Annotated in this window: 13 protein-coding genes; 8 read left to right on the forward strand and 5 right to left on the reverse strand. The window is 68.7% G+C overall.

What is annotated here, in order from left to right; genetic code table 11:
• Positions 1-228 precede the first annotated feature (228 nt).
• On the forward strand, positions 229-2,103 hold the full coding sequence (locus Psi02_RS34885) for a glycoside hydrolase family 15 protein (protein ID WP_203980130.1): 1,875 nt from the start codon (positions 229-231) through the stop codon (positions 2,101-2,103).
• 165 nt (positions 2,104-2,268) lie between these two features.
• On the opposite strand, the gene Psi02_RS34890 is transcribed toward Psi02_RS34885, so the two are convergent.
• Positions 2,269-2,457, reverse strand: coding sequence for a hypothetical protein (locus tag Psi02_RS34890; RefSeq protein WP_203980131.1), 189 nt, complete (start codon positions 2,455-2,457; stop codon positions 2,269-2,271).
• A gap of 16 nt (positions 2,458-2,473) precedes the next feature.
• Between Psi02_RS34890 and Psi02_RS34895 the strand changes: the two genes are divergently transcribed.
• The 6 genes from Psi02_RS34895 to Psi02_RS41210 all read left to right on the forward strand — a co-directional run bounded on the left by Psi02_RS34895 (position 2,474) and on the right by Psi02_RS41210 (position 6,428).
• Entirely contained in the window at positions 2,474-2,743 is a 270-nt protein-coding gene (locus Psi02_RS34895; protein WP_203980132.1) for a hypothetical protein, read from the forward strand.
• 363 nt (positions 2,744-3,106) lie between these two features.
• The gene (locus Psi02_RS34900) at positions 3,107-3,349 is read left to right on the forward strand and encodes a hypothetical protein (protein ID WP_203980133.1); all 243 of its coding nucleotides are present in this window, start codon (positions 3,107-3,109) and stop codon (positions 3,347-3,349) included.
• A 130-nt stretch (positions 3,350-3,479) separates the two neighbouring features.
• Positions 3,480-4,025: an Rv1733c family protein gene (locus Psi02_RS34905; RefSeq protein ID WP_203980134.1), complete on the forward strand. Its 546-nt coding sequence runs from the start codon at positions 3,480-3,482 to the stop codon at positions 4,023-4,025.
• A gap of 132 nt (positions 4,026-4,157) precedes the next feature.
• Entirely contained in the window at positions 4,158-5,417 is a 1,260-nt protein-coding gene (locus Psi02_RS34910; protein WP_444544197.1) for an ArsB/NhaD family transporter, read from the forward strand.
• 69 nt (positions 5,418-5,486) lie between these two features.
• Positions 5,487-5,930 carry a CBS domain-containing protein gene (locus Psi02_RS34915; protein ID WP_203980136.1) on the forward strand — a complete coding sequence of 148 codons (444 nt, stop codon included), beginning with the start codon at positions 5,487-5,489 and terminating at the stop codon, positions 5,928-5,930.
• Between the two features lie 237 nt (positions 5,931-6,167).
• Positions 6,168-6,428: a maleylpyruvate isomerase N-terminal domain-containing protein gene (locus Psi02_RS41210; RefSeq protein ID WP_373317737.1), complete on the forward strand. Its 261-nt coding sequence runs from the start codon at positions 6,168-6,170 to the stop codon at positions 6,426-6,428.
• A 664-nt stretch (positions 6,429-7,092) separates the two neighbouring features.
• On the opposite strand, the gene Psi02_RS34925 is transcribed toward Psi02_RS41210, so the two are convergent.
• The 3 genes from Psi02_RS34925 to Psi02_RS34935 all read right to left on the reverse strand — a co-directional run bounded on the left by Psi02_RS34925 (position 7,093) and on the right by Psi02_RS34935 (position 9,903).
• The gene (locus tag Psi02_RS34925; RefSeq protein ID WP_203980138.1) at positions 7,093-7,917 is read right to left on the reverse strand and encodes a helix-turn-helix domain-containing protein; all 825 of its coding nucleotides are present in this window, start codon (positions 7,915-7,917) and stop codon (positions 7,093-7,095) included.
• A 97-nt stretch (positions 7,918-8,014) separates the two neighbouring features.
• Complete coding sequence (locus Psi02_RS34930) at positions 8,015-8,548, reverse strand: hypothetical protein (protein WP_203980139.1); 534 nt, start codon at positions 8,546-8,548, stop codon at positions 8,015-8,017.
• Positions 8,545-9,903, reverse strand: a complete 1,359-nt coding sequence (locus Psi02_RS34935; RefSeq protein ID WP_203980140.1) for a molybdopterin-dependent oxidoreductase — start codon at positions 9,901-9,903, stop codon at positions 8,545-8,547. Before Psi02_RS34935 ends, Psi02_RS34930 begins: the two co-directional genes overlap by 4 nt.
• Before the next feature lie 347 nt (positions 9,904-10,250).
• On the opposite strand from Psi02_RS34935, the gene Psi02_RS34940 reads away from it, so the two are divergent.
• Positions 10,251-11,237, forward strand: a complete 987-nt coding sequence (locus tag Psi02_RS34940; RefSeq protein WP_203980141.1) for an NAD-dependent epimerase/dehydratase family protein — start codon at positions 10,251-10,253, stop codon at positions 11,235-11,237.
• A gap of 53 nt (positions 11,238-11,290) precedes the next feature.
• Here the strand turns inward: Psi02_RS34940 and Psi02_RS34945 are convergent, their stop codons facing one another.
• The gene (locus Psi02_RS34945) at positions 11,291-12,616 is read right to left on the reverse strand and encodes a hypothetical protein (protein ID WP_203980142.1); all 1,326 of its coding nucleotides are present in this window, start codon (positions 12,614-12,616) and stop codon (positions 11,291-11,293) included.
• Positions 12,617-12,707 lie beyond the last annotated feature (91 nt).

Raw genomic sequence — 12,707 nt, forward strand, 5'->3', positions numbered from 1 at the left:
ACCCCTGTACGCGACCTTCCCGGCATGGCAAGGCCGCAGCTGAGCCAGCGACTGATATACACGTGCCCGCGTACGGGAGGATGATGCGCCCGTTATGTGCTGCTTGAGGAACGTGTGATCTTCGCGCCGGGCGGGCGGAGCGCTCCATTTTCATGCCTTTGCCGTGATTTTCCCGGCTCGTGCGTAACATCGTCGCCTTCCCCGGGTATCGACAGCGCGGGAACACTGATGAGCACTACGCCCATCGCCGACCTAGCGTTGGTGTCCGATCGCCATTCCGCCGGCCTGATCGGCCGGGACGGATCGGCCGAGTGGTTGTGCTTTCCCCGGTTCGACGGGCCGTCCGTCTTCGCCCGCCTGCTGGACGACGAGGCCGGGCACTGGGCGATCCGCCCGGCCGTCCCGTACGAGACGACGCGCCGCTACCTACCGCAGACGATGGTGCTGGAGACAACCTTCCGCACCGGGAGCGGCACGGTCGTTCTCACCGACGCCCTGCTCACCGGCCCGGACGACGGCGGACACCGGCTCGGCGTCGGTGTGCCGCACCTGCTCGCCCGACGGGTGTCCGGCGTCGGCGGCGAGGTGCCGATGGAAATCGAGTACCGGCCCCGGCCTGAGTACGGCCTGATCTACCCGATCCTGTCCGTCGTCGACGGCGGCGTGACCGCCCGCGGCGGCGCCGAGTGGCTTGTGCTGACCACGCCGGTCGCCCTCGGCATCGGTGACTGCACCGGATACGGCGTGTTCACGGCGCGCGCGGGCGAGACATGGCTGTTCGGGATGCATCGCTCGACGTTGGAGGAGACTCCCGCGCGGGTGTGGGACCAGGAGGAACTGGCGGCCCGGCTGGATGGCACGATCGTCGCCTGGCAGTCGTGGTCCAACCTCCACCAGGCCTACGACGGCCCGTGGCGCGACCTGGTGCACCACAGCGGGCGGGTGCTGCAGGCGCTGTCCTTCCAGCCCAGCGGCGCGATCGTCGCGGCCGCCACGACATCGCTGCCCGAATGGACCGGCGGCGAGCGCAACTGGGACTACCGGTACACGTGGGTACGGGACGCGTCACTGACGATCGGCGCCCTGTGGGTCGCAGCCTGCCCCGACGAGGCGAGCGACTTCTTCGCCTTCCTCACCACCGCCGCCCCGTCGCTGGGCAAGGACCGCGCGCTGCAGATCATGTTCAGCGTCCGCGGCGAGCACGACCTTAGCGAGCGCACCCTGCCGCACCTGCGCGGCTGGCGCGCCAGCCGACCGGTACGCATCGGAAACGGCGCGTGGAACCAGCGGCAGATCGACGTGTACGGCGAGCTGCTCGATGCGGCCGTGCGCCTCGAACGGCAGATCGGCGACATCGACGACGACGTCCGGCGCTTCCTCGTCACCTGTGCCGACACCGCGGCCGAGCGCTGGATGGAAAAGGACCAGGGCATCTGGGAGATACGCGGGGAGCCGCAGCACTTCGTGTACTCCAAGCTCATGTGCTGGGTGGCGCTGGACCGCGGCATCGCCCTCGCCGGCCTCCTACGGGCGCAGAACCGTGTCGAGTCCTGGCGACGGACCCGTGCCGAGATCCGCGAAACCCTGCTGCGCGAGGGCTGGAACAACCGCGTTGGGGCGTTCACGCAGGCCTTCGGCTCCGACGAGCTGGACGCCAGCGCCCTCATGGTGCCGATCGTCGGCTTCCTACCCGCCAGCGACCCGCGGGTACTGTCCACAATCGACGCCGTCGCGGACCGGCTCACCAACGACCAGGGCCTGGTCTACCGCTACCGCACCGCGGACGGCATCGACGGCCTCGCCGGCGAGGAGGGCACCTTCCTGCTGTGCTCGTTCTGGCTGGCGCAGGCGCTCGCCATGTCCGGGCAGGCCAGCCGGGCCAGGCAGGCATTCGAGCGAGCCGCCGCGTACACCAACGACGTGGGCCTGCTGTCGGAGGAGATCGACCCGGACAACGGTGAGCTGCTCGGCAACTTCCCACAGGCGTTCAGCCACATCGGACTCATCAACGCCGCCTGGGCCATCGACGAAGCCGAACGAACCGCACGGGGCGGCGGGGCGGCCGGCGCGGGCCGCGGGAACGGCGAGGGCCGGATGGCGTGAGATCACCGCCGAGCTCGCCGGCAAGGCGCTCCTGCTGCTGATCGCCATCAGCGCGATCGTCGTGGACTTCGCGGCCGGCTCGCCGATCGTCCGGGCTCTGTCGAACGTGGACCTGCAGCGGCTTATGACGGGTGCACTGATCGCGACCGCGGCGGCGGGGATCGTCTACTCACCGCTGGGCCGCATCAGCGGCGGCCACCCGAACCCCGCGGTCCGATACCCGGCGCGCTCGCCGCCGCGCTGCTGCACCGACACCGCCGGGGAACCGTGGCCTGCGGGAAGCTCCTCCACGACGACGCCTACCGCTGGCGGTTTCTCAGCCGGCCACGACCAGTCGGCCGTCAAACCGCTCACGGAGGGAGCACCGAAAATGAAAGCAATCCCCGTATATCCGGGAAAGGTGGACAGCGCCCGCATCACGGACGTACCCAGGCCGACCGTCACCGACGTCCCGGACGGCCGCGGCGTCCTCGGCCGGGTTCTGCGCGTCGGCCTGGACGGCACCGACAAGGAAATCAACGCCCCACCGGACGGCTCGGCATGCTGCTGTCCAACAGAGCACGCCGCGAAGCTGTCCGGCCCCAGCGGCATCCACCGGGACGCGCTCGCGGGCCTGGACTGGGTCGGCTTCCCACGCTAGTCCAGCCCCGCCTGGTACGACGAACTCACCACCATCCTGCGCAGCCACGGCCTGGACCTCGGCCCCGCCGCGCCTGAAGGACAGGAACTGATCGCCGAGGTCAAACTCGCCGCCGTCGGCGCCGGCCACGCATTCGCCCTGGCCCCACCCCACTGGTCCCGCCGATGCCCGAGTCCATCACCTGGCGGCGACGCCGATGAGTCCTCGCCCTCTTCGCCGACGCCGGCGTCGATGTCGCCGCCCGGCGAACAAGCTGCAACGCGACGGCGCGAAGGCGTTCGTGACGTCCTGGAACGATCTCATGACCTGTGTTTCCGCCCAGAGCGCCTCGCTCGTCTGATCGACCGGGAGGAGACCGCGCCGATGCCCACCATCCCACTGCGTGACCGCCCGGCCTGGCAGGCACTCCGGCGGCATCACGGCCAGATCGAGGGGCGCCACTTGCGTGAGCTGTTCGCGGACGACCCCGGACGCGGCGAGCGCATGTGCGCGCAGGCCGCCGGCCTCTATCTGGACTATTCCAAGAACCGGATCACCGACGAGACGTTGCAGTACCCATCGGTGACATGGATACTGCTCGCCTCTACGCGGTCCTCCTGCCGCTGAAGGTCTGAGCGCAGAGGTGGCCGATCCTGGCGGGTGTTAGATAGTTCTGATGATGCGCCGGGAAGTCTGGTCGGCACTGGTTTCACGTCGGTCATCTGGAGGAGTACATGCCATCACCACGTCACGGTCCGTGCCCGCTGTGAGCGTCGACCAGTGGTCATTGGCCTCCTTCCGCTGGCTTCGAGTCGCGTTGTGCGGGAGCGTGATCGCCGCCTGGGCGGTGGGACAGGTGATCCACACGGCGGCTTCGGATCAGGCCGCGCTGGAGAAGGCGGGCAGAGCGGTCGTCCACGCCGAGTTGCTCGAACCGATTGCCGCCACGTCAACCAGTGGAGGGCCGTCCTTCTCTTCTTCCGCGCCCTTCCACGCGCGATGGATCACACCCGGCGGGATGGCGCGCACGGGCCGGGTCGACGCTCCTGTCGACGCCGAGGCCGGCACCACCGTCCGGATCTGGGTGGATCGGCGCAGCGGCGAGATCACCATGTCGCCTCTGTCGCGCGAGGAGGTGCTCACCCGGACAAGCCTCGTCGTCCTGCTGACCATACTCGGCTGTGCGTCGATCATCGCTGGGGTGAGATTTGTGACGTTGCGCCGGACCAGTCGCAGGCAGGCGCGCACACTCGAGGGAGAGTGGCGCCGCATCGCTGCCGAGTGGCGGCGCCGCCACCTGTGAGGACGATCTGACCTGGTCTGAGCGGGCAGCGGCCGGTGGTCTAGGGTCTTGGCACGTGTGTCGGATCCATGGGCGTCCTGAGTTGTCGCCGACGCCCGCGGAGGGCTGAGCGTGACCGCGATCGTGGCCGTAGTGATCTTCGTCGTCTCCTACGTCCTCATCGCCACCGAGAAGATCCACCGCACGGCCGCCGCCCTGGGCGGCGCAGGGCTGATCTTGATGATCCACGCCACCGACGGCAAGGCGGCCTTCTTCTCGGAGTCGACCGGCGTCGACTGGAACGTCATCTTCCTGTTGCTCGGCATGATGGTGATCGTCGGCGTGCTCAAGCAGACCGGGGTCTTCGAATACCTGGCGATCTGGGCGGCCAAACGAGCACGCGGCAAGCCGTTTCGGCTGATGGTGCTGCTGGTCGTCATCACTGCGGTCGCCTCGGCACTGCTGGACAATGTCACCACCGTGCTGCTCATCGCGCCGGTGACGTTCCTGGTATGCGAACGCCTGATGCTGCCCGTGGCGCCGTTCCTGATCGCTGAGGCGATGGCGTCGAACATCGCTGGCACCTCAACCCTCGTCGGCGACCCACCCAACATCATCATCGCCAGCCGCGGCGGGCTGAGCTTCAACGACTTCCTCATCCATCTGGCACCGCTGATCGCGATCTTGGTGGTTGTCTTCCTGGGGCTGTGCCGCTGGCTGTTCCGTGCTGCCTTCACCTACGATCCCGAACGCGCAGCTGACGTCATGGCGCTGGATGAGCGGGAGGCGATCTCCGACCGTCGGCTGCTGTGGCAGAGCCTGGCCGTCCTCGGGTTGGTGATAGCGGCCTTCATGCTGCATCCGGTGCTGCACTACGAGCCCTCGGTGGTGGCGCTGCTCGGCGCGGGTGTACTGGTGGCAACCACCCGGGTCACTACCGAGCAGGCGATCCGTGAGGTGGAGTGGCCGACCCTGGTGTTCTTCATGGGCCTGTTCGTCATGGTCGGTGCCTTGGTGGAGACCGGCGTCATCGGGAAGGTGTCCCACGCCGCGGCGTCGATGACCGAGGGCAGGCTCGGCCTGGCCACGATGGTGCTGCTGTGGGGGTCGGCCGCCTTGTCCGGGATCGTGGACAACATCCCCTATGTCGCCACCATGAGCCCGATCGTCGCCGATCTGGCCCACACCTTCGGCCCTGCAGGGAAGGTGTTGTGGTGGGCGCTCGCCCTCGGTGCTGACCTGGGCGGGAACGCCACGGCCGTGGGCGCCTCAGCCAACGTGGTCGTCCTTGGACTCGCGGCGCGCAATGGCACCCGCATCGGCTTCTGGCAGTTCACGAAGTACGGGCTGATCGTCACTTGCGTCATGGTGGCCGTGGCGACTCCTTACCTGTGGCTGCGCTACCTCATCTGAGCGCAGATCGGCGGAGTTAGAGTGAGCGTGACAGCCGGTGTCTGTTCGTCTCATCCTCCGGAGGCCGGCGTGCGCGCACGCGATCTGGTCAGCGATTTTCCTACCGTCACGCTGGATACCCCCGCGCTGGAGGCGGCCCGGTTGCTGGCCGACCGTGACCTGCCAGGGCTGATCGTTGTCGACGACCGTAACCGTCCCCTGACCATCCTGCCCGGCACCCAGGTGCTGCGGCTGGCGGTGCCCCGCTACTGCCAGGATGACCCCGCGTTGGCCCGCGTGGTCGACGAGGCGCATGCCGATGCGTTCATGCGCGCGTTGGGAAGCAAGACGGTTCGAGAGTGCATGCCAGAACAGCCCCGCGAGTTGGCCATCGCCGGCTCCCACGCGACCGTCCTGGAAATGGCGGCGCTGATGGCCCGGATCCACAGCCCCCTAGTGGCTGTGGTCGACAGCGGCAGGCTGGTCGGCGCCGTCACCTTACGTGCGTTGCTGGACCACGTGCTGGCGGCCTGAGCCGCCAGCACGTGGTCCCCGGCCACGTCGCGTATGCCTCGCACCTGCGCCGCATAGGCGCTCTCGGCAGCGGATCTGTCAAGGCGGATTGTGGCCGGTAACGGGCCTTGTCGGCTCGGGTATGACAGAAGGTACGACGGCGGTGACCGTCACGGCACCTGCGCCGGTCTGTTGCAGGCACTGGACTCCTCTTCCCGCCGGTTGAAGGCGCTCGTGGCCGACTTGCCAGAAGAGGAGATGTCACAGCGGTCATTGGCGAGCGGATGGACCGTGGCGCAGGTGCTGTCCCATCTCGGCAGCGCTGCGGAGATCTGCACGATGTTGGTGAAACGAGCCATCGCCGGGGATACCTCCGGCCCCGCCATGGAGGACATGCGTCCGGTGTGGCAGCGGTGGGACGCCCTGGCGGGTCCGGCACAGCGCGACGCCTGGCAGGCCGCGAATACCAAGCACTACGACTGCTTTCATCGCTCAGCTTTGCCGAGAGTTTGGCTCTAATGCCTCACTTCAGCGGATTGCTCGGCATCGCCGACTATGCCGGACACCGGTTGTCCGAGTAGTCCGTGCCCGGCGGGGACATCGCCGTCGCGCTCGACCCTGCCTCGCGGATCCCGGCCGCCGAGTCGGGCTTGCGGTGGGAATGGGAACGCGTCGACCTCGTGGTCAGCAGGTTTCATGACCAGGATCGGCCCTGGGCAGATCGCAGTGGAACTGAGCGATCTCGACCGCACCCTGCGTCTCAGCCTCAACATCGAACTCCACCTCTACTCCGAGCCCCATGCAACCGAGCGCGACGGTCTCCGGGCAGGCAGAGGCGGTGTTGCGCCTCGTGTACGCCCGCAACCGGCCAAGCGATGGTGTTGGGGTGGCTGGGCTGCGCATCCCTCGACGACCTTCGCACTCTGTTTCCCCGGTTACTGACGGCGGATTGCGGGATCTCGACCCAAACCGACCATCGGTGATGACCGTCTGACCGCGTGTATTTCGTCCATTAGGCGGTTCCCCTCATGGGCGACGCCAGCTGTTCCGAACGCTTGATCGTGGCATCCAGAAAGATCACTGATCGCGCCGCCGATCGTCGCTGGCATCTCACGCGAGATGGGCGGCGAGATTGCGTTCGACCATGCCAGGTGGGCAAGGATCTTGTCGCCCGTCTGCTGGATCATCTGCTGCTGGCGGTGAGCCTGCCCAGCCTGGCCAGAGCCTCCTCGGACGGGCTGCCGGGATCGGCCTGGAAGACGATGAGTTTCTGGCTGGAGGCGCTGTCGATAGTGAGCACTTCCAAGGAAACGAACACGTCACCTATTTCGCGGTGACGCATGCCTATCGACTCATGGGTTCTGGCTCGTACGTCATAGCGAGCCCATATCTGACGAAAGTCTTCGCTTCCACGCGACAACTCCTCAACCAGCTCAAGAAGAGCAGGGTCGTCGCAGTCCGTCCCCGCCATGGCACGCAGATGGGCCACCCTGGAGCAGGCCTCCTGCCGCCAGTCCAGGTAGAACTCGTGAGCCGCAGGATTGAGAAACGTCAGCCGCATCATGTTGTCGCTGTGTTCCAACCCCGCGTAGAGAGCGGCCGCCCTCGCGTTTCGGGCCAGCACGTCCAACCGGCGGTTGATCACATATGCCGGTGCGTGATCCCAGCTCTCCATGAGCCGCAACACAATCGGGTTGACGTGGTCAACTCGATCGACGGACCTGCGCCTGCCTGCCCGGAGGTGGGCGAGCTCGTGAAGGTGCTCGGTGGCCTCGGCGTCGAGTTGGAGGACTCGGGCCAGGGCTTCGAGCACCTGATCCGATGGGTTGCGTTCTCTTCCTTGCTCCAGCCTGCTGTAGTAGTCGCTGCTGACGCCGGCCAGCATGGCCAGCTCTTCACGGCGTAACCCAGGCGTCCGCCGGCGCTCGCCAATGTGCGGCAGCCCCACCTGATCGACGGCCGCGAGCCGGCGCCGAGCGCGGAGGAACTCACCAAAATGGCACCCCATAACGAGCAGAGTAGGAAATCTCAGGTCAAGGCCATGCAAATGAGGTTTGAGACCTGGCGACCTAGCGGACGTGGCGGACCATGCGCCCTCACGCCGCCTATGCCTTCGGGAGGTGTCGCGGAGGGGTGGGTGGTCGACCGGCGCCCGCCCGGACGCTGAGGGCGTAGGTCACAGCCGATCCGGCGAAAAGGACGGCGGTCACCAGCAGCCAGTGCCCGAGGTAGGGGGTGGTGTCCAGGCCCACGGCCTTGCGGTACTCGTGCTGGGATCCGTGCAGGATGAGCGGGAACCATACGAGCAGGAGCAGCGCGGACAGGCCGGCCGGTACGCGCAGGTAGTTGATCCATGGCGGCCACCGCCCTGCGACGGGTATCCGGCGGTGACGCGAGGATGACCGTATGGCGACGTCGGCGAGGGCGTAGAGCGGGAACAGCACGAAGTCATGGAAGATCGCCGCGCCGACGAACCAGATGAGGAACCCGATCCAGATGCCCGCGGCGAAGACCCGACCGGCGGCGTATCCGGCCAGCGCGAAGCACGCGATTAGCGCGAGCAGTTGCAGGGGGTTCGCGCCGTAACGGGCGGCGGCCCGTTCGCGCAGCTCGCGCAGCCGGGGCGGCAAGCCGCTCATGCTGATTCCCGTAGGAACTCGAGGCGGCGCACCCATTTGGTGCAGTGCACGCCGGGTGCGTTCGGAACGATGATCCGCGCGGGGTAGCCGTGGTCGAGGGACAGGTCCGCGCCGTTGACGCGCAGGGCGAGCATCGATCGTGGGTCGGCTACCTGTTGGGCGCTAAGTGACACCCGGCTGAAGACCCCGCCCTTCTGCAGCGACCGGACGACGACCTCGACGGCGCCGGCGGCCCCGGCGAGCCGGGCCAGGTCGGTCAGGCGTACGCCGGTCCATTCCTGCTGGGTCGACCATCCTTCGACGCATGCGATCGGCAGCGCGTAGGTATGCAGCGGCATCGCCAGTAGGCCGGCCCGCGACAGCCGTACCGGCCGGGGTCCCTGCACTTCCAGTCGCCAGCCGTCGCCGGTCTCGGCGGGGGCGATGCCCATGGCGGCCGCGGTCTTGTTCACCTGGAAGTCGTTCGGCCCCGGCCCGTAGATCCGGCCGTGCGGGGCGAGCAGCGCAGTACGGCGCAGTGGGCCGTCGATGCTCTGGCCGACCGACAGGCCGAACAGTGCCAGTGAGCCTCCGCCGACGAACGCGAGCAGGCCGCGGCGGGACATGGTGGGCGTCGCGGGATCGGGACTCACCAAGCCCGTGTCGTCGGGCGGTTCGGGGCGGGTCTCGGCCAGGCTGGCCCCCAGGTCGTGGCGCACGCCGCGTGCTCGCAGCGTGCCGACCACCCGAGGCAGCTTGATAGCCGCGTGGACGACGAAGGCCGCGATGAAGATCCAGGCGCCGTACAGGTGCGCCGAGTAGAACGAGAACGGGAACACGTAGAACAGTTGGATGTTCAGGATGCCGGTGACGAACTCGAAGATCGCGCCTCCGACCAGCAGCAGCAGGCTCGCCCGTTCAAGCGCGTGGGCCAGGGAACGCGCGGGCGGCCAGGTGAAGAGCTTCGGAATGACCGACCACAGCTTCGCCAGGAGCACCGGAAGCAGGGTCAGCCCGAGGATGACGTGCGTGCCCTGGGTGAGGCGGTACAACCAGGACGGGCTGGTGGGCCAGTCGAAAAGGTAGAACCCGAGAAGTCCCTTGCCGGGCGTCAGGTCGTTGAGCGGCAGCCAGGGGTTGTAGGCGGCATACGACAAGAGGCCGGTAATCGCGACGACGGTGATCCCGCCGAGCAGCACCAGACCGAGCACCGAGGTCAGCCACGGGCCGCGCAGCGGGCTGCGCCAGAACTCCGGCCGGAACGGCCCAGGCGGCGGATTGTCCGGAATCCGGATGGCGGGGACGCGTCGGCGTCGCGCCTTCGAAGGTTGACGGGGTTCGCCGTCATCATGTGTGCTCTCGCGTGATTCGGACATCGTTCACCCCCGCGCCGATGTCTTGGAAATACCACCCAAATGCCCGATAAAAGCATCTTGCATCTCATTTATCCTCTTTTGTGAAGTTTAGAGCGGCGCAAGCGCATCCGCGAGGCCGATGTGGACTACCTGCCCCGGACGGGCCGTTCGAAGGTGACCGGCACCGTCCGAGGAACCCTTCGGGCGGTAGGCGACATGCGCCGCGTGATGGGGGACCTGGCCGGAGCGGTCTCGGAGCGGTCGTGAGAGGGCCGCACCAGTGGCAGCGGCTCTCGAGGTCTTACGGCCTACGAACGGACGCGCGGAGGTGCCGTCGCGACAGCGCACGGGCGGCTTACGCTCTGCGAGTGAAGGTGCTGCTCACCGGCTCGGCCGGGTTCATCGGAAGTCACGTCGCCGAAGCGTTGAAGGAGGCCGGTCACGAGGTGGCCGGCCTCGACGTGCGCATGGACGGCGACGTACGCGACCCCGCCGCGGTCGACCGCCTCTTGCCCGGTTCGGACGCCGTGGTGCACCAGGCCGCCAAGGTCGGGCTGGGTGTGGACGTGGCCGACCTACCCGACTATGCCTCGATCAACGTGTACGGCATGGCCGTGGTGCTGGCCGCGATGGCCAGGCACGGTGTCGGCCGCCTGGTGCTGGCGTCCTCGATGGTGATCTACGGCGAGGGCGCCTATGAGTGCCCGGACCACGGCCAGGTCCGCCCGGGCCCCCGCGAGCCCGCCGACCTGACGCGAGGGATCTTCGAACCGCGCTGTCCCACCTGCCGGTCGGCACTCTCACCGGCCACGATCGGCGAGGACGCTCCCGCCGACCCACGCAACGCCTACGCCACCACCAAGCTCGCACAGGAGCACCTGGCGGCCAATTGGGCCAGGGAGGCCGGAGGGATCGCCGTCGCCCTGCGCTACCACAACGTCTACGGCCCCCGGATGCCCAAGGACACGCCCTACTCGGGCGTCGCGGCGATCTTCCGGTCCGCGCTGGAAGCCGGGCGGCCCCCGCGGGTCTTCGAGGACGGCGGCCAGCGGCGCGACTTCATCCACGTCCGCGACGTGGCACAGGCCAACGTGGCGGCCCTCGGCGGCGGACGGCCGGGAACGCTGGCCGCCTACAACATCGCCAGCGGCCGTCCCCACACGGTCGGCGAGATGGCCGCCGCCCTGGCTGCCGAGCGGGGCGGCCCCGAGCCCGTCGTCACCGGCGAATACCGCCTGGGCGACGTCCGGCACATCGTGGCCTCTCCCGGCAAAGCCGCGGCGGAGCTCGGTTTCCGCGCCAGGGTCGGCTTCATCGAGGGGATGAAGGAGTTCGCCACCGCGCCGCTCGGCTGAACCACGCGCAAACCGGCCGAGCTCCCACGCGCCGCAGAGACGCCGGGATCAGGTCACCAGGGTGAGGCGACCAGTCCCTGCAGGAGCAGGCCGGTGACCACTTGCGCCACCAGCCAGCGGCGGCCGCCCGCGAAGCCTCCGGCGACGGAGATCCACAGCGCGAAGGGCGCCCAGATCCGCTCCACCTCGCCCCTGGTCACGCCGCTCACATCCAGTGCCAGCACCGCGACCAGGGCCGCGGCGATGACGGTCCGTACCGTCGCGGGCATGCGCCCCGCCAGCCCCGCCGCGGTGGCGGGGCCCGTCACCAGGGCCAGCACGCCGAGGTTAGCGATCAGGAAGTAGAGGTACGGCCGTGCCGCGCCCGGATCGGCGGCCCACTGCGCGTGCGTGGCAAGCACGCCTGCGGGCCAGAGGAAGCCGGCGGCGGCGAACGCGCCGCTCACCGCGGCGGCCCCGGCCAGGACCGCCATGAGGACCACCCGTGGCGGCCGCACGATCACCGCGACGACGGCAGGGAGGAGCAGGTAGGGGACCAGCCCATAGCTGAGGTACGGCAGGGCGCCTAGCAGGACCCCGGACGCTGCTCCGCAGGCGGGCCGCCCCCAGCGCCCGCCGCCCAGCACGAGCAGGGCGACACCCCAGGCGCCGACGCCGGCGAAGAAGGCGTCCATGCTGGTGGCGATCCAGACCGAGGCGGGTGCCAGGGCCAGGTACGGCAGGGCCCGGCGGGCCATGTCCTCCCCGGCCAGCCGCCGGATGGTCACTGCTATGGCCACGGTCGCCGAGCAACCCACCAGCACCACCAGCACGGCGGCCCACAGCGCCCCGGGCAGCCCGACGGCCTTGAGCGCCCACAGCACGAGAACCGGCAGCGGAGGATGCCCGCGCACATGGGTCGGGTACTGCGGCAGATGCTCGGTGAAACCGGCCAGCCAGCCCAGCGGGTCGCTCCCGACGGCGGGCAGCACCGCCAGGTACTCCTCCTTGTGGGTGAACGGCGCGGCCAGCCCGTCGCCCGAGACGGCCAGCAGGACGGTCCAGACGAGCGCGCAGCCGTACCCGAGCGCTAGCGCGCGCCCGAAGCCGGACCGGGCGAGGAGCCCCGGCAGCAGCAGGACGGCGGCCGCTCCGAAGGCGGCGGCCGGCAGCAGAGTGACGGTCAGCACGCGGAAGTGCGCGTGAAGGGGGGGAAGGTGATCGATCCGGAGCACGCCGAGCCCGTGCAGGACCCCGCCGGTCGCGAACGACACGATGATGAGCAGTGCCCATCCGTATAGCACCTGCCGGCGTATGCGGAGGCGGCGGGCGGAGGCGTCGAGCGTCTCGCCCGCGGGTGGGTCCGAGCCGTCCCCGGTTGTCCGGTATCGGGTGATCACGCTTCCCACACTAGGCTTGAAGTGGGGCTTTGCTGGGTTCACATCAGCACTTCGTAAGGTTTTCCCTGCGGGCGCGCACCTAGTGTCGGAG

The organism is Planotetraspora silvatica (assembly GCF_016863315.1).
Lineage (GTDB): Bacteria > Actinomycetota > Actinomycetes > Streptosporangiales > Streptosporangiaceae > Planotetraspora > Planotetraspora silvatica.